This window comes from Shewanella scandinavica (assembly GCF_031932065.1).
GTDB classification, from domain to species: Bacteria; Pseudomonadota; Gammaproteobacteria; order Enterobacterales; family Shewanellaceae; genus Shewanella; species Shewanella baltica.
Map to the genome: position 1 here is coordinate 44,801 of NZ_JAUOES010000026.1, position 24,330 is coordinate 69,130.

Annotated in this window: 8 protein-coding genes; 4 read left to right on the plus strand and 4 right to left on the minus strand. The window is 58.8% G+C overall.

What is annotated here, in order from left to right; genetic code table 11:
• Positions 1–392 precede the first annotated feature (392 nt).
• Positions 393–995 (minus strand): response regulator transcription factor, encoded by a 603-nt coding sequence (locus Q4Q50_RS18480; protein ID WP_261273998.1) that lies wholly within the window; start codon positions 993–995, stop codon positions 393–395.
• A gap of 206 nt (positions 996–1,201) precedes the next feature.
• Between Q4Q50_RS18480 and Q4Q50_RS18485 the strand changes: the two genes are divergently transcribed.
• A complete protein-coding gene (locus Q4Q50_RS18485) occupies positions 1,202–3,013 on the plus strand; it encodes a sensor histidine kinase (RefSeq protein ID WP_311900552.1) in 1,812 nt (603 codons plus the stop codon).
• A gap of 7 nt (positions 3,014–3,020) precedes the next feature.
• On the opposite strand, the gene Q4Q50_RS18490 is transcribed toward Q4Q50_RS18485, so the two are convergent.
• Complete coding sequence (locus Q4Q50_RS18490; protein WP_311900553.1) at positions 3,021–3,932, minus strand: LysR family transcriptional regulator; 912 nt, start codon at positions 3,930–3,932, stop codon at positions 3,021–3,023.
• 111 nt (positions 3,933–4,043) lie between these two features.
• On the opposite strand from Q4Q50_RS18490, the gene Q4Q50_RS18495 reads away from it, so the two are divergent.
• From Q4Q50_RS18495 to Q4Q50_RS18505, 3 genes are read left to right on the plus strand one after another with little or no spacing between them, the layout of a single operon-like run.
• On the plus strand, positions 4,044–5,180 hold the full coding sequence (locus tag Q4Q50_RS18495; protein ID WP_311900554.1) for an alkene reductase: 1,137 nt from the start codon (positions 4,044–4,046) through the stop codon (positions 5,178–5,180).
• Positions 5,180–5,818: an ester cyclase gene (locus Q4Q50_RS18500; protein ID WP_311900555.1), complete on the plus strand. Its 639-nt coding sequence runs from the start codon at positions 5,180–5,182 to the stop codon at positions 5,816–5,818. The genes Q4Q50_RS18495 and Q4Q50_RS18500 overlap by 1 nt, the downstream gene beginning before the upstream one ends.
• A complete protein-coding gene (locus Q4Q50_RS18505) occupies positions 5,815–6,807 on the plus strand; it encodes a polysaccharide deacetylase family protein (protein WP_006087074.1) in 993 nt (330 codons plus the stop codon). Before Q4Q50_RS18500 ends, Q4Q50_RS18505 begins: the two co-directional genes overlap by 4 nt.
• A 120-nt stretch (positions 6,808–6,927) precedes the next feature.
• Here Q4Q50_RS18505 and Q4Q50_RS18510 read toward each other — a convergent pair whose 3' ends face one another.
• Positions 6,928–8,088 (minus strand): putative sulfate/molybdate transporter, encoded by a 1,161-nt coding sequence (locus Q4Q50_RS18510; RefSeq protein WP_311900556.1) that lies wholly within the window; start codon positions 8,086–8,088, stop codon positions 6,928–6,930.
• 259 nt (positions 8,089–8,347) lie between these two features.
• Positions 8,348–24,330: VCBS domain-containing protein (locus Q4Q50_RS18515; protein WP_311900557.1), on the minus strand; the 15,983-nt coding region annotated here is incomplete at its 5' end.

Here is a 24,330-nt window from a genome sequence, read left to right on the forward strand (position 1 = left end):
TTTAAGACGGTTGGAAAGTATATAACTGCTTTGCAGGCTGAGCGAGAACTGGATCGTTCAATTTCCACTTTGGTTGTTATCTCGGAGTAAGGCATTCGCGGGTGGGAGAAAAAAATCCCCGAGGGCATAGTTACCCTCGGGTGGAGGTTCAAAAAGCAGTGGATTTCTTGAGCGCCTGCGGGGCACAAAGGAAGGAACCTATGGCGTGATTGTGCGGGCTGATACGATATTTAACAAAGCCAAATGCACAAACTGCGACAGCTTGTCGCAGGTAGGATGAAAACTGTGTAGTTACGGTATCTTGAATGGTCTGGGTAAAAAGGGTTTAACGGTTAAATCCTTATGCGTGGCGAGAAGGCGTCGCGATTGTTTAGCGACTATGGGTCATTGGCTTATAAAACAGAATGTAGATTGCCTAAGTGTTGCACTAGCTCTGCCATATTGTTCACTTCGAGTTTTTTCATGATTTTGGCGCGGTGTACTTCAATCGTGCGTAGGGATAAAAACATCGCCTCCGAGATTTGCTTATTGGTCATGCCTTGGATCACATGGGCTAACACTTGCTGTTCGCGCTCGGTAAGTTGGTCAAACTTATGTTGCAGACTTTGCTGTTCGAAGGCCGCTTGACTTTCACGCTGTGCTTTTTCAATCGCTTGTACTAATGCCTTACCCGATACGGGTTTTTGAAAAAAATCGCAGGCCCCCTTTCGAAAGGCGCTTAACGCCATAGGTAAATCGCCGTGGCCAGTGAGAAATATCACGCCTAGCGGGCTGTGGGTTTCGATCAGTTTTTGCTGCACTTCTTGGCCGGTGATTTCTGGCATTCGACTATCTAAAATCACGCAGCCCGCCTGTGATAATGCACAGTGCGCAAGGAAGTCGCGGCCGCTGTTGAAGGTTTGCACTTGGTAGCCAAATTGCCCAAGCATAAAACCCAGCGAATCCAGAATCGCTTCATCGTCATCAACTAAATACAGTGGCAATTTTGTAGACATGGATTTCCTTATGGAGGCGGGAGAGCTATATCAGCTTAAGCCGAGTCGGTGCTTGGCTCAATTTTAAGCCTAGGTCTTGGGAGGTGCATCACTAAATTAGCCGATTATCTTAGGGCAGAAACCAGAGTTTGGCGGCATTTCACAGCTTGATTTTTATCTGCGAGTTAAAGTCGTTTAATAGCATATAAGGCAAGGTAATAGCGGCGATGGCGACGGGCTCTTGGTGTAAAGCGGTAGTGATGGGATTATGCCTAAGTGTCATTGGGCTCAATCAGTCCTATGCCGATGACGTGCCACAGGTGAACCACTTTAAAGTCGGAGTGTTGGCCAACCACGGCGTGTTACAGGCCAAGCAGCGTTGGCAACCTATGATGGATTACCTCAGTGAGCAAGTGCCTAATAGTCATTTTGAAGTCGTGCCTGTGGATTTTAATGGCATGCGTAGTCAGTTACTTGAGCATGATTTGCAGTTTATCGTCACTAACCCTGGGCAATATCTGCATCTAAGTAACAATTTCCCGTTGTCTTGGCTTGCGACAATGAAGAGTCGTAAGCATCAAGGCAGTACTTTTACCATAGGTGCGACCATTATTGTCCGCGCCGACAGCCCTATCCGTACCTTGCAGGATTTGCGCGGGCGCAATGTGGTCGCCAGTGATCCGCAGGCCTTGGGGGGGTATCAAGCGGCAATGGGGTTACTGCATAAAATGGGGTTTTTACCCGAACAATTTTTTGGGCAATTGCGCTTCCTCGGGTTCCCGTTAGAACCGCTTATCTATCAAGTCAGAGATGGCAGTGCCGACGCCGCAATAGCGCCTTTTTGTACCTTAGAGGAAATGATCGCAACGGGTCTTGTTAATCAGGGCGATTATCGGGTTATCCATCCTGCTACGCCTGCAGGATATGATTGCGAGGTGAGCACTCAGTTATACCCAAACTGGTCATTCGCTGCGGCGGATACGGTTTCTCCTAAGCTGACGATGGCGATTACCCGCGCCTTATTCGATTTACCCGCCGATCATATTGCAGCAATTACCGCCGATACTTTGGGCTGGACTGCGCCCGTAAGCCAGTTAAAAGTGATTGAGTTATTTAAAGAATTACAACTACAGGGAGCATCACCACCACTTTATCAAACCGTATACAAATGGATGGCAAAAAATAAAGAATGGGGTGGCGCACTGTTGTTAATTTTCATTATTTCCACCATTTATCACCTGTGGCTTGAATATAAGTTTCGCCAGAAAAGTGAGTTTTTAGTCAGCACTGAGCGCCAATTAAAGGACAAGGCATTGCAGCTTGAGCGGCTGCAAAGTGCGGCAATTCTGGGGGAAATTGGCGCAGGTCTTGCGCACGAACTCAATCAACCCATAGCGGCGATTACCCAATACAGCGAAGGCGCCATGCTGCAACTGGAAAGGCTTGGGCAAGATAATCCCGAACTCTATGATGTACTGGGTAAAATTAATGCGCAGTCGATTCGCGCGGGTGCGGTTGTGCACCGTATTCGCGGTTTACTCAAACGGCGTCAGGCCAAGACAGAGCCGTTAGATATCGTACTGGTGGTGAAGGAGGCGCTAGCTTTACTGCGGCGTGAGTTAGACCGGGCCAATGTGCAAGTGAATGTGCGAGTGCAGGGTGAGCCTTTTGAACTGGTGGGCGATAGCGTTGGCTTAAGTCAAATGTGGGTCAATCTCGTGAAAAATAGCTTAGATGCGTTAGAAACCTGCGGCGATAACCGCGCGCGACAATTATGGATCGATATCTATTTTCAACCGCATGAAATCAAAGTATTAGTGATTGATAATGGTGAAGGGTTACAGGGGCAGGCTAGTGAGTTAATGGCATCATTCGCCTCAACCAAAGATGCGGGATTAGGCCTAGGTTTAGCCATCTGTAAGGATGTGGTCAGTCGCCACCATGGCAGCATTCAAATCGAAAACTGTCAGCAATCCACGCAAGCCTTATTGCCGTGGCAACAGGGCTGTGTGGTGACAGTCGTTCTTCCCAAGGAATAAATTACCATTAGGGCAGTGGATAGTTTTGGGAGAACTGGCTGAGCTTTTCTACTAAAAACTCTATGGTGCGACGGATCTTATGGCTGGGATAATCGGTTTGTAGGTATACCAATTGCAGTGGGATCGGCGGGGCTATTTTATCGGCTAGCACTAAGTGGAGTCTGCCTTCGGTCACATCTTGCGCCACATCGAGCCAACTCTTATAGGCAATCCCACGACCTGAGAGTGCCCAGTCGCGGATCACTGCACCATCGTTACAGAAACGTTTACCCCTGACTTCGATTTCAACGGGTGCGCCGTTATGGCTGAATTTCCATTTCTGCCACGGCTCACCGCCGCGATTTAAAATCAGCACAGCATGTTGGCTGAGTTCATTTAGTGTGCTTGGTGTGCCGTGTTGTGCCAAATAAGCGGGTGAGGCGACCAGTACTCTTGGGGTCATGGCGAGCTGACGCCTTTTCAGATTTGAGTCGTCAAGCTGGCCATAGCGCAAAGCCAAATGGATATTTTGGTCTATTAAGTCTGTCATATGATCGCCAAAATACAGCTGCACTGTCAGTTCTGGGGCGCTGTCCATCAATTCATCGAGCCAAGCACGGATCTGGCTGCGACCAATATCCGAAGGCAAGGCGAGGCGTACTTCGCCCTTAAGCTCACCCCTGTGTTCGGCTAAATTGGCGCTGGCGGTTTCGAGAATCGCCAGTGCGGGTTTCGCAGAATCGAGAAAAATCCGCCCTTCTTCTGTGAGCTGTAAGCGCCGCGTCGAGCGAGCAAATAGCTGACATCCTAGCTTTTTCTCTAATCTTTGCAGCGCGGCACTTGCCGCTGCCGGCGTCATGCCTATTTCTTTACTGGCTGCCGAGAGACTCTCTAAGGCTGCGATACGCAGCGCTAATTGCAGATCGTTTAAATGATACATATCAAATTATTTTTGAAAATGATTTTAATAATAGCCTGATTATCAATATAGATTAACTAATGCACAATTGCACCACTGATGTTTCATCTTAATTTCTGGTTCGGAGTGTGTATGAGTTTATTCATGTCTTACAAATTAGCGTCACTGGCGCTAAACAATCGCATTGTGATGGCCCCTATGACTCGGGCGCGTACCATGCAGCCAGGCAATATTCCTAATGACCTGATGGCGCAATATTATGCCCAGCGTGCCTCGGCGGGGTTAATCATCACAGAAGCGACACAAATCTCCGATGACAGCCAAGGCTATTCATTTACGCCGGGCGTGTATACCGCGGAGCAAATTGAGGGTTGGAAAAAAGTCACAGCGGCAGTGCATCAGGCTGGTGGTAAAATCTTTAATCAAATTTGGCATGTTGGCCGTGTATCACACCCGATTTTTCAGCAGGGTAATGCCCCTATTGCGCCATCGGCCATTGCGCCCGTTGGCACTAAAGTATGGATTGTGGATGAAGCGCATCCTGAAGGGCAAATGGTGGATTGCCCAGAACCTAGGGCTATGGTGCAGGCGGATATCGACCGTGTGGTAGCCGATTTTGCACAGGCGGGTGTGAATGCGGTTGCGGCGGGTTTTGATGGCATCGAAATTCACGGCGGCAATGGTTATCTGATTGACCAGTTTTTACGCACCAATTCAAACCACAGAACTGATGCCTACGGCGGTTCTCAGGAAAATCGCATTCGTTTTTTACTCGAAATTGTCCAAGCCGTGAGTGCTAAAATTGGTGCCAATAAAGTCGGGGTTCGCCTCGCCCCTTACGTGACGTTTAAAGATATGGCGTGTCCTGAAATTGTAGACACTATTCTGTTAGCGGCTAAGCATTTATCGGCGTTGGGCGTGGCATATTTACATCTTTCAGAGGCGGATTGGGATGATGCGCCCAAGGTGCCAGAATCCTTTAGAGTCGAGCTGCGTAAAGTCTTTAAGGGCAGCATTATTGTTGCGGGTCGCTATGATGTGGCGCGTGCCAATGAAGTGATTGATAACGGTTATGCGGACTTAGTTGCCTTCGGTCGACCTTTTATTGCGAATCCTGATTTGCCTTACCGTTTAATGCATCAATTGCCTTTATCTGCATTCGACAAAGGACCCTTGTTTGGCGGTAGTGCGGCGGGTTATACCGATTATCCTACACACAACGAAGCATTGAGAGCCGTCATCCGAACCGCTGACGATGAGGTGGCATAATGGATCGGGTTAACACTTTGTATGTTCAACGCTTACCCGCTTGGCTCAGCTTAAGTCTATGGTTTTCAGGCTTTATAGGTATCGCTATTGTGGGTTTTAGCTTAGCAAGTCTGAGCTTAGATGCTATGGCCGACCAAGTCGGCGCGACCCCAGAAATCACTAAAGTACGAGCGGCGTTAGTGCCTAAAGTGACGCCAATGGAAACGATTTCTGATGAATCACCGCAGGCGCAAGCTATCGCCCGCGCGGCCTTGTTGTATGCCAGTTTTTGGCACACGGGCGATGCACGTTTTGCCCATAGTGCGTTAGCGACAGGGTTTCTCGACCGTACTCTGCCCGCTGGCCGCGCGCAGGGGATCACGGGGCCACTCGAAGCCTCAAAGGCATTTAGGGCAGCGGTCCCCGACCTCTCTGTTTCGGTTGAGCATTTGCTAATCGTTGGCGATCGCGCTGTGGTGCGGCTGCGTTTTAATGGCCGCTTTACGGGTGTCTTTGGTGAGCAACAAGGCCAAGGGCAGAAAATCGATTTTCGTGCCGTTGACATGTATCGAGTACGGGATGGTTTCATCACAGATAACTGGCACCTCGAAGATTATCAAACGCTATTTTCTCAATTAGCTACAGGGACTCAATCATGAATCAACGTCGACGATTTTTAATGGCTGGTGGCGCCATCGCTGCGGGGTTCGGCCTAAGCCAAACGGCGCTGGCTATTGGTTTACCCTCATTAGATACCTTAGAAAATGACTCCAAAAGTTCAGGCGGCAGTGGTATGAACAAAATATTTTGGCCAAGTGGTGAGCAGCTAGTGATTTCAATCTCAATGCAGTTTGAAGCAGGTGCTCAAGATAAAAATGCCGAAGGGCCGTTTCCGCCGATGGAAAAGGGCTATCCAGATACCATCACCCCGACTTGGTACGATTACGGTATGAACGAAGGCATTCCAAGGCTGCTGCGTTTGTGGCGTAAGCACAATATCAAGGTGACGTCTCACATGGTTGGGCGCGCCGCTGAGCTACATCCTCAACTTGCCAAACAAGTTGCAGATGAGGGGCATGAGATTTCTGGCCATGGACAAACGTGGACGCCACAATACAGCATGTCGCCAGCAGAGGAGCGCGCCTCCTATGTGGCGAGTATTGAGACGCTGCAAAGGATCACAGGTCAGCGCCCCTTAGGTTTTAATGCCTTTTGGATGCGCCACAGCACTCAAACCCTCAATATTTTGCAGGACTTAGGTTTTATTTATCACATCGATGACCTATCGCGGGACGAGCCTTCAATTATCCCAGTAGGAAATAAGCCGTTTGCGGTTGTGCCTTACACTTTACGTAACAATGATATCGGCCGTTTTGGTGGCAATACTGCTATGACTGCCGCCGCCTTTTTGCAGGAACTAAAGGATGAGTTCGATATGCTCTATCAAGAAGGTTCGACGCAGCGACGGATGATGTCGATCAGTGTGCATGACCGTATTGGTGGCGCTCCTGGATTGGTGACCGCTTTAGATAAGTTTATTCAGTACGCTAAAGGTCACACTAACGTAGGCTTTATGCGTAAAGATGCCATTGCTAAATGGGCGCTGGCGCAAAAGGACACACCGACCAATCCTGCAAGAACCTTTTAGCCTGCTATAACTCTTGCTCTCGTTGATGGCAGTTGGAAGAGGTTTGAATGGTTAACAAAAAGCGCGTTGTTTAACGCGCTGTTTGATTTTGGGAACCTTATTACTGCGGGTCGGAAGCGATTAACGCGTGGCGAACATGGCCCAAGTGCGGCGACCTTGCTCCAGAATGATCCCCACGGCAAGTCCCGCAGCGGCGTTGATAGCGAGGCAAGTCACAGCGGTTGATAAAATCACAAAGATACAGAAGGGCTTACCATCGATTAAGCGTTTCGACCATGCTAATTGTAGCCCCGCAGTGGTCAGTAAACTGCCGAGGATTGCCATAGGAATAAGGCTTAATAGCCAAGCGATATTAGTACCCCAGCACAGGGCTATCATTAAGCACGTACTGCCAAAAATTAACGGCGCCAGATAAGTGCGAGCGCCAAAATGGTATTGCACCGCAAGTCCGCCCGCACCGTGGCACATGGCCGAGGCACCAAAGGGCGCGAGCAGCAAGTTGGCAAGCCCTGAGCTTTTGGCGAAGTTTTTGGGCGTGAGTTTGGCGGCATCTTCGGGGAACTTCTCCTGTGCCATTACAGAGGTGGCAATCACCGCATTGGTTAAGGTTAATGCCAGTTGTGGTAGCACTAATAAAATGGCGGCGGAAGTCCACTCAATAGAGGTCGGCCAAGCTAACTGAAATGGCGCTGTCATGGCTTGGATATCAAAGTTAGTGGCTAGATTAGTTTGTGTATTGGCCTGCCAAATCATCCCTGCCGCTATGACTAAGGGCATGGCAAGATAACGCAGCGGTAAAAACTTACTGATAAATAACAGGATAAAAGCGCCCACCCCAAGCAGCCAAAACTCACTCATCATCTTAGCGCCCATCCACATGAGTTGCAGACCAATCGCTAATTGAATGCCGACACTCACAGCTTGGGATAACTGTTTGGCTAACCAAGTAATGGCGCCGCTAAAGGCCAATATTAGCAGGATTACGCCCATCAACATGGCACTGGCTTGGAGCATTCCTGGCGTTAAGCCTTGGGCAATGACGAGGGCCGCAATGACTTTCATCGGTTGTATGGGAATGGGGCGGCGATAAAACAGCGCGCTTAGAATGGCGAATAGACCAAACCCCAAAAATATCCCTTGGGGCGAAAATTGATTGAGGGCAATCAGCCCTAATACTAAAGGCAAAAAAGTACCTAAGTCGGCGAAGGCGCCACTGGTTTCACCGAGTAAACGATTGATAGGTTGAGTGATGAGATTTGTTGGGGTTTTGCCCGGGATCATAAAGGTTGCCGCAATTGAACATATACTCACTAGGCAAAATAAATGCCAGATTTTTAAGGGTTTAAGGGGGCTGTAGGGAGCAATTTTCTGTATTATTTTTAAGCGGGTAGACATTTTGGCTACCCACCGCATGTTGCCTTGGCCTAAATGTCAGTTATAGGCTTTTAGCCCAATAGACCATAGGTAACTCCCTATGGTCTATTGCGGATAAGTTATGGTCAGCTAAAGGATTGAGTGAAACGTAGTCACTTCCTCCTGATTACATTTGGTTGTGCATGTCGTTGAGTGCTGAATGTAATAGGTCATCGTCATTCGGATTCGTGTGAAGTTCTGTTACATCAAATAGGTCGAAATGACGATCTTTATGTTGCTCCTTTTCATTATCTAATAATGGGTTTTCAAAATGGTTCACCTCAGGGATAGCGTGCATCGGTGCATCAATATCATTGAAGTGATTGCTTGAGGATAGCGTAGGCAATAATTCCACTGGCACAGAAGGAGATAGGCTCACTGTCGTTGGGCTAAGTCCTAACATTTGCAGGTAGTGATCAACCGGTGAAGCTTGGGCTGCAAAGTGTGCATCCGTTGTCGTGAGAGGAGTGCCATGACTAGAAGATAACGACAGCTCGCTGAGGTTCCCTATATCTCCCTTGGCGGTATTCGAAGGGAGAGGCTGGTCGTTATTACCTGTTATGGCATCCGTCACGGTAAGCTCGCCTTTAGCCACGATCGCGCCAGCTGCTATAACGTGATTGTCCTCGACCACACTGCCACTGTCGGCTCCTGCGATCACTGCACCATCATTCTGGTCGTGGATAGTAATTGACACCTCATGCGCCTTGCCGTCTTCGCTATGCACGGTGATGGTGTCGACCAGGGTCTGGCCATCGGCCAGCTGCTGCACTTCGGCGCGGCTGTTGTCGATCTGGTAGACCCAGTCGCCATTGGCGTCGATGCTGAAGCGGCCGTAGTGGGTGGCGGTGTCTGTTTGAGGCTTCATCGCCGACTGGCCAGCGTCCGCATCTTTGACCTCGATGAAACCGGAGATCAGCTGGCCGTTGTCCTCCAGCACATGGGCGCTGTCGAACTCAAGCGGCGCAATGGCCGGCGGCATGAACCCAGAGCCCTGCACGGCAGCGCCGCCGCTGGCCGCGGCCACGTCATGCATGACCGGGGTCAGCTGAGCCGCGTTTTGTTCCGGGTGAAGCACAAAATCCGTGTAGGGATGGCGGCCCGAGAGCATGCCGGGGTTGCCATTGTTATAGGCGTAGACACCCACTTCGCTGGCTTTTGCGTCGGTGAACACCACCTGATACCCGGCGCCCTTGGCGTGCCAGGCGATCATTTCACTGATCGGGACTTCCGTCAGGGTGCCGCCATGGGGACCAAAGGCCTTCGCGACGCTGCCATCGGGCGAAATGAAGGAAATGCCCGCGTTCTTGATGATGACCAGGGCCCGCTCGAACGGGTACGTGTCGGCACCTTGGAGCATCATGCTGGCGAGGTACTTGAAATTCGGATGGCTCATCCATTCAAACGCATGGCCGATCTGGGCGTAGGCATCGTCCGATTGCGTGGGGCCGGCATGGGGCACAAAAGCCGGGGCATCGTCCTGGCCCTGGATGGTCACGGTGATGGTCTGCGCCGTGCCATCGGCGCTGTGCACGGTGAAGGTGTCGGTCAGGTGCTCGCCGGTCTTGAGCTGCTGGATCGCCGCTAGCTTGTTGTCGGCTTCGTACAGCCAGTAGCCCGTCTGATCAATGGTGTAGTGGCCGTATGTGGCGCCCACCGCGTTTTGCGGAACAAACTGGGCCTCACCCGCATCGGGGTCGTTGATGGTGAGCTGGCCAAAGTGCTCCAGATTGCCCTGCGAATTGACCTGCTGATCCTCCGTCACCGTGACGGCGGTATCGCCGCCGATCACCGCCACATGGCTGACGGGCAGCCCGCTGAGATGCAGGGTGAGGTCCGCCGCGCTGGCGGTCTGGTGATTGCTGCCCTCTTCGGCACGGGCGCTCACCTGGATGCTGGTATCACCCCGGAAGCCATGCGGTGCCTGCAGGGCCAGCGCATCCTGGTTCCAGCCTGTGGTCTCGATCACCTGCCCGGCTGTAGCGACCGTGGCGCTGTGCGTGCCATCGGTCAGCGTGAAGCCGACCGGCAGGCCATGGATCGCGTAGCTCAGCGTCTCGCTGCCATCGGTGTCCGCCAGCTGGTAGCCGAGGTAGGGCTTGAGCAGGATGTCGTGATCACCCAGCGTCAGGTGGTCGGAAGTGCCGATCTGGATGTTGTCGAACAGCGCGCGCGCCTCGCCCTGCCCCGTGGTGCGGAACTCCAGGCGCGAGCTGCCGCCGGTGGCCACCAGGTCGTAGGCATGGTGCTGCATGGCGAAGGTGCCGGCGGTCGGGCTGATGGTGTCGATCACCTTGCCTTCCCACAAGACCTCGACGGGCGTCATCGCAAAACCCGGGCGGGCCGAGAGATCAAAGCCGACATGCACTGTTTGACCGGCATTGGTGGCCAGGTCGCGGAAGATGTTGCTGCTCCAGCTCGCGGTCAGGCTGAGGATCTGGTTGTTGCCACTGCCGCCGTAGAGCCGCTCCTGGCCGATTTCCACACCGCTGGCTTCAGAGCTCTGCCAGCCCAGCGGGGTCGGGTCGGACAGCTTCCAGCCGCCCGCCCCCACATCGACACTGTTGAAATCGGTGGTGATCGAGAGCCCGCCCCGGACCGGCGCATCCGCTACCGGCGTGATGTCCAGCGTGGCAAAGGCATCGCGGCTCACCGTCCCGTCGCTGACGCTGAACTTCAGGTCCACATCCTGGCCGCTGAAGTTGGCGGCCGGGGTAAAGGTGTAACCGTGCGTGGCATCGCCGGTGAAGCTACCGTGCGTGCTGGTCAGCGAGCCGGCCACGATGTGCAGGCTGCTGCCGTCGTCCGCATCGCTGGCGCCCACCGCCTGCAGCAGCTCGGCTTCGGTGAACACGCGCGGTGCGTCTTCATTGATGGCGCCCAGATCGGCAGCCGTAGCCGCCGTGCCGTCGGTCACCAGCGGGCCGTCATTGCTGCCCTTGACGGTAATCGTCAGGTTCTGCGTGCTGGTGGCACCCGCGCTGTCGGTCACGGTGACAGGAATGACCACATCCAGCGTCTGGCCCGCAGCCAGATGCTGGTAGCTGGCATGGCCGGGGTCGAAGCTGTAGCTGCCATCGGCATTTAATGTGAAGCCATCGACCGCGTTAGCCAGGCTGAAAGTTTGCGTGTCGCCAGCATCGGGGTCGGTGGCGACCATGTGGCCGGTGAGTCGGGTGCCGTCTTCGGTCACGGCCTGCGTCTGTGCAGCCAGCACCGGCGCGTCATTGACCGGCGTGATGCTGAGCGGCAGCGTGCTGCTGATCGGCTGGCTGCCGCCGGTGACCGTCAGCGTGAGCGCCACCTGGTCGGCGGAGACATTGGCGGCGGGCGTGAAGGTCCAGCTGCCGTCGGCGTTGTGGCTGAACTGGCCGAACGCCGGGTCCACCTGCACGTCGCTGAGGCTCAGGTGCTCGCCCGCTGCCGGGACTACACCGGCCAGCGCGAGCAACTTGCTCTCGCTGAGAGTCAGCGGCGTGTCTTCTGCCGTGGACAGGCGCTCGAAGCTCAGCGGCAGCGGCAGTTCGGCCGAGGTGACGGTCTGGTGCGTGGCGCTTTCTTCGGTGCGTGCGCTGATTTTCAGGTCGAGCTGGCCTTCGAAATCCTTGGGCGCCTCTACGGTCACGGCATCCATCTGCCAGCCTGCCGTGTCGATCACCTGCCCGGCCGTCGTGACGGTGACACTGTGGCTGCCATCGCTGAGCGTGAAGCCCACCGGCAGACCATTGATCAGGTAACTGATGGTTTCGCTGCCGTCGGTGTCGGCCAGGTGGAAGGCCTGAGCCACATCCAGATGCAGCGCATGGTTCACAAGCCCCACCTGGGGCGGCGGACTGATCTGTAGGTTGTCGAACAGGGCTCGCGCATCGCCCTGGCCGCTGGGCCGCAGCTCCAGGCGCGAGTCGGGTCCCGTTGCCGTCAGCACATACTCATGCCGCTGCATGTCGTAGGCCTGGTTGCCCGGCGTCAGGGTGTCGATCACCTTGCCCTCGAACAAGACCTCGATGGTCGCCGCAGGCCGTCCCGGGCGCCCGGTCAGGTCAAAGCTGAAGACCAGGGTCTGCCCGGCCTGGGTGTTCAGGGTGCGGTAGAAATTCATGGGCGACGAGGCCAGGCCCGACAGCTCCAGCAGACTGTGGCTGTCGGCGCCGCCGTAACGGGTGGCCGTGCCGATGTACACCCCCTCATGGTGATCGGTATGCCAACCCACCTTGGTTGGATCGAGGTAAGCCCAGCCGGCGCTGCCGGGAATCTGGCTACTGATGTCGGGATGGATGGACAGCATGCCCGCGACCGGCGCGTCGGTCACGGCAGTGATCTGCAGCGGCAAGGCGACCTGCTGCTGCTGCGCGCCGCCAGCCACGGTGAGGTTCAGCGCCACCTGGTCCGCCGAGACATTGGCGACGGGCGTGAAGGTCCAACTGCCATCGGCGTTGTGCGTGACCTGACCGAAGGCCGGGTCCACGTGCACATCGCTGAGGCTTAGGTGCTGACCCTGGGCCGGTACCGCGCCGGCCAACTGCAGCAGCTCGCGTTCGCTAAAGCTGCGCGGCGTGTCTTCCGCCGTGGACAAGTGCTCGAAGCTCAGCGGCAGCAAGAGCTCGGCCGAGGTGGCGATTTGGTGGGTGGCGCCTTCTTCGGCGCTGGCGCTGACTTTCAGTGCCAGCTGGCCTTCAAAATCGGCAGGCGATTGCAGCACGAGGGCATCCAGCTGCCAGCCCTTGAGGTCGATCTGCTGCCCCGCCGTGGTCGCAGTGACGCTGTGGCTACCGTCGCTGAGGGTGAAGCCGACCGGCAAGTCCTTGATCAAGTAGCTCAGCGTCTCGCTGCCGTCGGTGTCGGCCAGCTGGAAGCTCTGGCCCAGATCCAGATGCAGCGCATGGTTCACCAGCGCCACCTGGGGCGGCGTTGTGCTGAGCTGCAGGTTGTCGATCAACGCGCGGGCATCACCGGAGCCAGTGGCGCGCAGTTCCAGGCGCGAATTGGCGCCGGTGGCCACCAGGTCATATTCATGGTGCGCCATCGCGTAGCCGCTGGCGGGCGTGATGGTGTCGATGACCTTGCCTTCCCACAGCACCTGCAGCGGCGCGATGGCAACGCCAGCGCGCGCCGAGAGGTCAAACCCGAAATGAATGACCTCGCCGGCCGAGATGGACAGGTCACGGTAGAGATTGGCGTCACTGCTGGCACTCAGGCTGACGATCTGGTTGCTGGTGCTGCTGCCGCCATAGAGTTTGTCCTGACCCAGCTCGACACCCTGGGCATGGTCGGTGTGCCAGCCCATGCCGGATGGGTCGACCATGGCCCAACCGGCGGAGCCCACCGCCTGATGGTTGAAGTCCGTGAGCTCGGTCTGCCCCCCCGCACTGAGTGGCGTGTCCACCACCGGCGTGATACTCAGCGCCAGCGAGGCCGTGAGCGGCTGGGCGCCACCGGTAACGGTGAGGGTGATGGGCACCTGATCGGCCGACACATTGGCCGCCGGGGTGAAGGTCCAGCTGCCATCGCCGTTGTGGGTGAAGTGGCCGAAGGCCGCATCCACCTGCACATCGCTGAGGCCGTAGGAGACCCCGGCTGCGGCATGCAGGCCGGCGAAGGACAGCAGTTGCGCCTCGCTGAAGTGGCGCGGGGTGTCCTCGATCACCACCGGGGAATCGAAGCTCAGTGCCTGCGGCACAAAGGCAGTGAGAGCACCTTGCTGGTGATTCGCACCCTCTTCGGAGCGCGCCGCGACCTGGAAGCCCACGACGCCTTCGAATCCGGTGGGTGCCATCAGATGCAGCTGGTCCGGCGCCCAGCCTTGCGTGTCGATCACCTGATCCGCCGTGGTGACGGTGACACTGTGACTGCCATCGCTCAGCGTGAAGCCGACCGGTAGACCCTTGATGACGTAACTGAGCGTTTCGCTGCCGTCCGTATCCATCAGGTGGAACTGCGTGAACGTGTCCAGGCCGCCCAGAGAAACGGGTTGAGTGGACACCACGGGCAGCGGCTCCCGCATACGAAGCTGTGTGTAATCCACGTTCACATGCGCAAATTGGCCTGCGCCATCATGCGTGCGCAGTTGCAGATAGCCCTGATCGCTGTCGGCCAAGAACCTGAAGCTGTGCTCCGCACCCCACCCCCCTTCCGGGGTGTAGCTGGAAACGACTTGCCCGTTCCAGACCACATCAAGCTTGATGTTGCCGCTGGAATAGGCACTCAGGGTCAGCTCATAAATTTGACCTGGCTTGGTGGCGAAATGGGTGCCGACCGTTGCATCGTCCGTGCCCCTCATCACGAGCCGCGTGTTGGCCCCACCATTGGCCCGTTCCAGGTGCAGATCTCCCCCTTCGTTATTCCAGCCCTGCACCGTCGCCGGCATCCTCTCAAAGCTTGTGTGCGCTTGGAAGTCGACCGAAGAAACAAGGGTCTTGGCCTGCCCTGACTCCGGCAACTCGCTCACGCGGAGTGTGTCGGCCACCGGCGTGATGTCGAGCTGGCCATGCGCTTCGCGGCTGACCGTGCCATCGCTGACGCTGAACTGCAGGTCCACATCCTGGCCGCTGAAGTTGGCGGCCGGGGTGAAGGTGAATCCGTGCGCGGCATCGCCGGTGAAGGTGCCATGCGCCGACGTCAGCGAACCCGCCACGATATGCAGCTGGGCGCCGTCATCCACATCGCTGGCACCGACCGCCTGCAGCAGCTCGGCTTCGGTGAACACGCGCGGCGTGTCCTCGTTGATCGCGCCCAGGTCCGCCGCCGTAGCTGCGGTACCGTGGGTCACCAGCGGGCCGTCGTTGCTGCCGGTGAGGGTGATCGTGAGATTCTGGGTGCTGGTCGCGCCAGCGCTGTCGGTCACCGTGATCGGGATGATCACATCCTGCGTTTGGCCTGCAGCGATGTGCTGGTAGCTGGCGTGGCTGGGGTCGAAGCTGTAGCTGCCGTCGGCATTCAGCGTGAAGCCGTCGACTGCGTTAGCAAGACTGAAGGTCTGCGTGTCGCCAGTATCCGGGTCGGAGGCCAGCACATGGCCGTTGAACACGGCCGCGTCTTCGGTCACGGCCTGCGTCTGCGCCTGTAGAACCGGCGCGTCATTGACCGGCGTGATGCTCAGTTGCAACGAACTGCTGATGGGCTGGCTGCCACCAGCGACGGTCAGCGTGAACGGCACCTGGTCGGCATTGACGTTGGCCGCCGGCGTGAAGGTCCAGCTGCCATCGGCGTTGTGGCTGAACTGGCCCAAGGCCGGATCCACCTGCACATCACTCAGGCTCAGGTGCTCGCCCGCCGCCGGCACCACACCGGCCAGCGCGAGCAACTTGCTCTCGCTGAGGGTCAGGGGCGTATCCTCCACCACGGACACGCGTTCGAAGCTCAGATGCAAGGGCAGTTCAGCCGAGTTAGCCGTCTGCTGGTTGCCGGCTTCTTCACTGTGGCCGGTGACGCTGAGATCCAGCGTGCCGGCGAAGTCCTTGGGCGCTTGTACAGCCAGCGCGTCCTGGTTCCAGCCCTTCGTATCGATCACCTGATCGGCGGCCGTGACCGTGATGCTGTGGCTGCCATCCGTCAGGCTGAAGCCCACCGGCAAGCCCTTGATGAGATAGCTCAGCGTTTCGCTGCCGTCTGTGTCGGCCAGATGCAGATTGGTGGGCAAGTGGAGCTGAAGCTCGCTGTTGACCAGGGCCTCGCGGTCCAGATGGGGCGTGTCGCTGATCTCCAGCTTGTCGAAGATGGCGCGCATGTCGCTCTGATCGCCAACCACACGCAGCTCCAGCCTGGAATGCTCGCCGGTGGCTGTCAGCTGATAGTCGTGACGCTGCAGGCTGAAATCCGAACCCGATGGCGTGAAGCTGTCAATGACCTTGCCTTCCCACAAGACTTCCACCAAGGGCACGGCCCAGCCGCTGCGCGGCGAGACATCGAAACTGAATTTCAGCTCCTGGCCGGGCACCGTGTCGAGCACGCGGTAGAAGTTGGCCGAGCTGTCCTTGCCAGCCCCGGAGGAAATCATTTCCAGCGCGCGGTCACCACCGCTGCCACCGAACACATCCTGCCGCGCCACTTCCGAGCCCTGGGGCGCATCGGTGTGCCAGCCCAGGGGTGTGGGGTCAGCGAACTGGCCGTGCAACAGGGTGCTGTCGAAGTCGGTCTGGTGGGCGAGCGAATGGGTCTCGCCGGTGTATTCGAAGACCGGGACATCGGCCACCGGACGGATGTCCAGCCGGGCAAAGGTCGCCTGGTTGACACCACCGTCGCTGACGCTGAACTGCACATCGACCTGCTGGCCGCTGAAGTTGGCGGAGGGCGTGAAGGTGAAGCCGTGGGCGGCATCACCCGTAAAAGTGCCGTGGGTGGAACTCAGCGAACCCGCCACGATGTGCAGGTCGTTGCCATCGTCAACGTCGCTGGCACCGACCGCACGCAGCAGCTCGGCCTCGGTGAACAGGCGCGGCGCGTCCTCGTCCACGGCGCCAAGATCGCCCGCCTTCGCTGCGCTGTTGGCCACCACCTGCAGGCCGTCGTTGGTGCCGGTGAGGGTGAAGGTGAGGTTCTGTGTGCTGGTCGCCCCGGCGTGATCTGTCACCGTGATCGGGATGACCACATCCTGAGTCTGCCCTGCCGCCAGATGCTGGTAGCTGGCATGCGAGGGGTCGAAGCTGTAGCTGCCGTCGGCATTGAGTGTGAATCCGTCAACGGGGTGGGCCAGGCTGAAGCTCTGGGTGTCACCGACATCCACATCGGTGGCGACCATATGACCGGTGATAGGGCTGCCGTCTTCGGTCCCCGTCTGGCTTTGTGCCGCCAGCACCGGCGCGTCATTGACCGGCGCGATGCTGAGCTGCAGCGGGCGGCTGAGCGGCTGGCTGCCGCCGGCGATGGTCAGCGTGAACGGTACATCGTCGGCATTGACGTTGGCGGCCGGGGTGAAGGTCCAGCAGCCATTCGCGTTGTGGCTGAACTGGCCGAAGGTCTGGTCTACCTGCACATCGGCCAGCGTCATGGCCTGTCCGGCAGGCGCATGAACACCGGCCAGCTGCAGCAGCTTGGATTCAGTGAACACCTGAGGCGTGTCCTCGTACACCCGCAGTTGCTCGAAGCTCAACCGCATGGACAGCTCGGGTGAACTGGCGGTCTGCTGCGTGCCGCTCTCTTCGGCTACCCCGCTGACTTGCAGATTCACCTGGCCCTGGAAGTCCTGTGGTGCCTTCACCACCAGCGCCGCCTGATCCCATCCCTTGGTCTCAATGGCCTGACCGGCCGTGGTGACGGTGATGCTGTGGGTGCCGTCGGTCAGGGTGAAGCCCTGCGGCAGGCCCTTGACCACGTAACTGAGGGTCTCGCTGCCGTCAGTATCGGCCAGGTGAAACTGTGCGCCGAGATCCAGATACGCATCGCCATTGACCGGGCTGAAGCGCGCCGCCACCGGAGAGACGCCGACGTCCAGGTTATCGAAGATAGCGCGCATATCGCTCTGCGCGCCCACCACGCGAATCTCCAGATGGGGCTGGCCAGCAGTGGCGAGTAAATCGTAGTCATGGTGCTGCAAGCCGAAGCCCGTGCCCGAGGGCGTGAAGCTGTCGATGACTTTGCCTTCCCACAGCACTTCGACCAGCGGTACCGCCCAACTATTGCGCGGTGACACGTCAAAGCCGAAACGCACCATCTGGCCCGACGCGACGTCCAGCACGCGGTAGAGATTGGGCGAGTTGACCGCGCCGGCGCCCTCGGAGATCAGTTCCAGCGCATGGTCACCGCCGCTGCCGCCGAACACGTCCTGCCGCGCCACTTCCGAGCCCTGGGGCCCATCCGTGTGCCAGCCCAGGGGTGTGGGATCGGCGAACTGGCCGTGCAACAGGGTGCTGTCAAAGTCGGTATGGATGGCCGTCAGCTGGCCATCGGCCGGCAGGTCGAGCAGCGGCGTGTCGGCCACCGGCGTGATGTCCAGATGCAGGGTGCTGCTGATCGGCTGCGCACCACCGTGTACGGTGAGGGTCAGCGGCACCTGATGGGCCGAGACGTTGGCCTCCGGCGTGAACGTCCAGCTGCCATCGGCGTTGTGGCTGAAATGGCCGAAGGCCGGGTTCACCTGCACGTCGTCCAGCGTCAGGACCTCTCCCAAACCCGCACGGATACCGGCCAGTTGCAGCAAGCGGGATGCAGAGAAGGTCTGGGGCGTATCTTCAACGGCCGTCAGCCGATCGAAGCTCAAGCGCAGCGACTGCTCGTCCGACGTCGCCGTCTGGTGGTTGGCGGTCTCCTCGGCACGGGCGCTGACCTGGATCTCGAGCTGCCCCTGGTAGTCCTGAGGCGCACGCAAAGCCAGTGCATCCTGGCTCCACCCCTTAGTGTCGACCACCTGGCCGACACTGGCGATGGTCACGCTGTGCGTGCCGTCCGTGAGCGTGAAGCCTGGCGGCAAGCCCTTGATCAGGTAGCTCAGGGTCTCGCTGCCGTCGGTGTCGGCCAGCTGAAATGCCTGGCCCATATCCAGGTGCAGGGCCTGGTTAACCTCGCCCACCTGGGTGGGCAGGCCGATTTGGATGTTGTCGATGATGGCCCGCTTGTCTGCATCATCGCCCACCACGCGGAACTCGATGCGCGACTGCGGGCCAGTGGCCTGCAGGTCGTACTCGTGATGATGCATCTCGTAACCGGCGGTGCCCGGCGTGAACGCGTCGATGACCTTGCCTTCCCACAGCACCTCGATGCGGGCGACATCCCAGTTCTCGCGGCGCGAGGCATCGAAGCTGACGTGGAGCCATTGCCCGGTCTGCGTGTCGAGCTCGCGGTAGATGTTCGGCGAGTTGATGCTGGCGCCCTTGGACACCAATTCCAGCACCTGGTTTTTGCCCGTCCCGCCAAACACGTCTTCCGTGGTTTGCTCCACGCCGAACGTGGAATCGGTCTTCCAGCCCAGCAGCGCGGGGTCGGCGAATTGCCCCGACAGTTGCACATCATCGAAAGTGGTCGACACCAGCGGACCCACGGGCTTGTCCGCCACCGGCGTGATATCCAGCTGCCCATGCGCTTCGCGGCTGACCGTGCCATCGCTCACGCTGAACTGCAGGTCCACATCCTGGCCGCTGAAGTTGGCGGCCGGGGTGAAGGTGTAGCCGTGCGCGGCATCGCCGCTGAACGTGCCATGCGCGCTGGTCAGCGATCCGTCAACGATGTGCAGGCTGCTGCCGTCATCTACATCGCTGGCGCCAACCAGGCGCAACAGATCGGCCTCGCTGAACACGTGCGGCGCATCTTCATTAATGGCGCCCAAGTCCGCTGCCGTAGCCGCGGTACCGTGGGTCACCAGCGGGCCGTCGTTGCTGCCGGTGACGGTAATCGTGAGATTCTGGGTGCTGGTCGCGCCAGCGCTGTCCGTCACCGTGATCGGGATGACCACATCCTGCGTCTGGCCAGCGGCCAGATGCTGGTACGCCGCATTGCTCGGATCAAAGCTGTAGCTGCCATCGGCGTTGAGCGTGAAGCCGTCGACAGCGTTGGCGAGGCTGAAGGCCTGCGTGTCGCCGCTATCGACATCGGTGGCGACCATTTGGCCTGTGAGCTGCGTGCCGTCTTCCGTGACGGCCTGGCTCTGTGCCGCCAGCATCGGCGCATCGTTCGTGCCGTTAAGCGTGACCGTGATTGTGTGCGTTGTGCCGTCGGTACTGGCCACGGTCAGCGTGTCGGTCAGGCTTTCGCCCGCCTTGAGTTGCTGGATGGCCGTCTGCGCGTTGTCGGCGCTGTAGGTCCAGGCGCCAGACGCATCGACGCTGAAATGCCCGTAGCCGGCGCTGCCGGCCACATCCGTTTGGGCAGTGAAATGCGTTTCGCCGGTATCGATATCGCTGATCGTGAGCTGGCCGCTCGCCTGCAGGTGGCCGGTGGTGACGGCCGCGTCCTCAATGACCGTTCCCACATCCACGCCGCCGATCACGGCGCCGTCGTTGGTGCCCGTGACGGTGGTGGTGAGGTTTTGCGTGCTGGTGGCGCCCGTGCTGTCGGTCACCGTGATCGGGATGACCACATCCTGCGTCTGCCCCGCAGTCAGATGTTGGTAGCTGGCGTGGCTGGGGTCGAAGCTGTAGCTGCCGTCGGCGTTCAGCGTGAAGCCGTCGACTGCCTGCGCGACGCTGAAAGCTTTGGTATCGCCCGCGTCTACGTCAGTGGCGACCATATGGCCGGTCAGTTGTGTGCCGTCTTCAGTCACCGCTTGCGTCTGCGCCGCCAGTACCGGAACGTCGTTCGTGCCCTGGAGGGTGACCGTGATCGTGTGGGTCGTGCCGTCGGCACTTTGCACCGTCAGGCTGTCCGTCAGGCTGTCGCCTGTCTTGAGTTGCTGGATTGCGTTTTGCGTATTGTCGGCGGTGTAGGTCCAGGCGCCGGTCGCATCCACGCTAAAGTGGCCGAGGCCGCTACTGCCGGCCGCATCGGTCTGTGCCGTGAAGTGATCTTGCCCGGCATCCGGGTCGGTGACCGTGAGCTGGCCACTGGCCGCCAGCTTGCCCGTGCTGTCGATCGCATCTTCGTTCAATGTTGCCGCATCGACGCCGGCAATGACGGCGCCATCGTTCGCCCCCATCACCATGACGCGCACCACGGTACTGGCCGTGGCGCCGCTGCTGTCAGTGGCGGTGATCTGGAACACATCCTCGCCACGCTGACCGGCCGACAGTGCGTTCGTGTCGGCGTCCGCATTGTCGAGCTGGTAAGTCCAACTGCCCGATGCAGCATCGAAATCCAGATGCCCGTAAGTGCCCTGGCCCTGGCCACTCACCGACCAGCTCAAGGTATCGCCGGCATCCAGGTCGTGGCTGTGCAAAAGACCCGTGATGGTGGACGTCGCCGAATCTTCGCTGACGAAGCGCGCCGAGGCACGGGTGGCGCCGATCACCGGAACATCATTGCTGCCGTTGATGGTGACATTGATGGTGTGCGTGGTGCCGTCAGGGCTGTGTACCGTGAAGCTGTCGGTTAGCTGTTCCCCGGCCTTGAGGGCTTGAATCGCCGGATTGTCGTTGTCGGCCGCATAGGTCCAGTGGCCACTCGCACCGAGCACAAAACCGCCATAACCCTGCGCGCTCGCACCGAATTGCGCGGTAAACACGGCTTCGCCGGTATCGACATCGCTGATCGACAGGAGCCCGGACGCGGTGATTTTTCCGACGGTATTGACAGCGACATCTTCCGTCAGACTGCCGCTGTCGGTGCCGGTGATCACGGCGCCGTCATTACTGCCGGTGACGGTGATGGTGAGGTTTTGCGTGCTGGTGGCGCCGGCGTGATCGGTGACCGTGATCGGGATGAGCACATCCTGCGTCTGGCCTGCCGCCAGGTGCTGGTAGCTGGTATGGCTGGGGTCGAAGCTGTAGCTGCCGTCGGCGTTCAAGGTAAAACCGTCAACGGCATTGGCGATGCTGAAGGTTTGCGTGTCGCCGGCGTCCACATCGGTTGCAAGCATGTGGCCAGTGAGCTGGCTGCCGTCTTCGGTCACGGCCTGGGTCTGTGCCGCTAGCACCGGGGCGTCGTTCGTGCCCTGCAGCGTGACGGTGATCGTGTGAGTGGTGCCGTCGGCGCTCTGCACCGTCAGCGTGTCGGTCAGCGATTCGCCGGCCTTCAGCTGCTGGATGGCCGTTTGGGTGTTGTCCGCGCTGTAGGTCCAGGCTCCTGCTGTGTCGACGCTGAAGTGCCCGTAGCTACCGCTGCCAGCCACATCCGTTTGCGCCGTGAAGTGCGCTTCGCCGGTATCGGCGTCGCTGATCGTGAGCTGGCCGCTGGCCTGCAGATGGCCGGTGGTGACGGCGGCATCCTCAGTGACCGTTCCCAGATCCACACCGCCGATCACCGCGCCGTCTGCGGCGCCGGTGACTGTGATGGTGAGATTTTGCGTGCTGGTCGCGCCCGCGCTGTCGGTCACCGTGATCGCAATCACCACGTCTTGCGTCTGACCGGCGGCCAGATGCTGGTAGCCCGCATGGCTCGGATCGAATTGATAACTGCCATCGGCGTTGAGCGTGAAGCCGTCAACGGCGTTGGCGATGCTGAAAGTTTGCGTGTCGCCGGCGTCCACATCGGTCGCGGCCATGTGACCGCTGAGCAAGCTGCCGTCTTCGGTGACGGCCTGGCTCTGTGCCGCTAGCACCGGGGCGTCGTTCGTGCCCTGCAACGTGACGGTCACGGTATGCGTCGTGCCGTCCGTGGTGCTGACGGTGAAGGTGTCGGTAAGTGTTTCACCGGCCTTCAGTTGCTGGATCGCTGCCTGCGTGTTGTCGGCGCTATAGGTCCAGGTGCCCGATGGGCCGAGCACGAAGCTGCCATAGCCGTTCGCCCCGGTGCCGTGCTGAACGGCAAACGTCGCTTCCCCGGTATCGACATCGGTGACAGCCAGCTTGCCGCCGCAGCTCAGGATATGCGTGGCACTGACCTGCTGATCTTCGATCACCGTGCCGGTGTCGGTGCCGCTGATGACGGCGCCGTCATTACTACCGGTGACTGTGATCGTCAGGTTTTGCGTGCTGGTTGCACCAGCACTGTCGGTGACTGTGATTGGAATGATCACGTCTTGTGTTTGACCCGCAGCGAGGTGTTGATAGCTCGCATGGCTAGGATCAAATTTATAACTGCCATCAGCATTCAGTGTGAAGCCATCAACAGCAGTGGTGGTGCTGAAGGTTTTCGTGTCCCCGGCGTCCACATCGGTGGCCGCCATATGACCCGTGAGCTGGGTGCCGTCTTCGCTGATGGCTTGGGTCTGGGCGCTCAGTACGGGTGCATCGTTCGTGCCCATGATCGTGACGGTGACGGTGTGGGTGGTGCCGTCGGTGTGGGTGATGGTGACGGAGTCGGTCGCCGTCTCGCCGTTCTTGAGCGCATCAGTGCCGACGCGGCTGTTGTCTAGTGTGTAGGTCCAGGCGCCGCTGGCATCCATCGCAAAATTGCCAAGCGGGGTGCGCTGCTGCAAGGGCACGAACTCGGCGCTTTCGCCTGTGGCCACCAAATTGCCGCCAGTGACCGCCGACACGTATTCCTTGACCACGCCCACATCCACACCGCCGATCACGACGCTGTCGCGCTGGCCCTGGATGGTGACGGTGATACTGTGGCTGCTGCCATCGGCGCTGTGCACCGTGAAGGTGTCGGTGGCGGTCTCGGTGCTCATGAGCGCCTGAACCTCGGGCTTGCTGTTGTCCAGCTGGTACTGCCACTGCCCGTCTTCGCTGAGCGTCAGACTGCCGTAGCTGCCGGCCGTGGCCGTCTGGGCGACGAAGTGCGCCTGGCCGTCGTCTGCGTCGGCAATCGTGAGCTGGCCGCTGACGGCTTGGGTGTTGTCCTCGGCGGTGCTGCCCGTGTTCACGCCGGCGATCGTCGGGCCGTCGTTCGTACCGGTAATTGTGATCGTCAGGTTCTGCGTACTGGTGGCGCCCGTGCCATCCGTTACCGTGATCGGAACGACCACGTCCTGCGTCTGGCCCATCGCCAGATGCTGATAGCTCGCGTGGCTGGGGTCGAAGCTGTAGCTGCCGTCGGCATTCAGTGTGAAGCCGTCGACGGCATTGGCGAGGCTGAACGTCTGCGTGTCGCCAGCATCGACATCAGTTGCAAGCATGTGGCCAGTGAGCTCGCTGCCGTCTTCGGTGACGGCCTGTGTTTGCGCCTGAAGCACGGGTGCATCGTTCGTGCCCTGCAGCGTGACCGTGATCGTGTGGGTCGTGCCGTCGGCACTCTGCACCGTCAGGCTGTCCGTCAGGCTGTCGCCCGTCTTGAGCTGCTGAATGGCCACCTGGCTGTTGTCGGCGGTGTAGGTCCACGTGCCTGAGGTATCGAGGCTGAAGTGGCCGAGGCCGTTGCTGCCCGCGATGTCAGTCTGCGCCATGAAATGCGCTTCGCCGCTGTCGACATCGCTGATCGTCAGCTGGCCGTTGGCTTGTAGATGACCGGTGGTGACGGCCGTGTCCTCGGTGACGGTCGCGATGTCCACGCCGCCGATCACCGCGCCATCTGCGGCGCCCGTCACCGTGATCGTGAGGTTTTGCGTGCTGGTCGCACCATCGCGGTCGGTCACAGTGATGGGGATCACCACGTCCTGCGTCTGGCCAGCGGCCAGATGTTGGTAGCTGGCATGACCCGGATCAA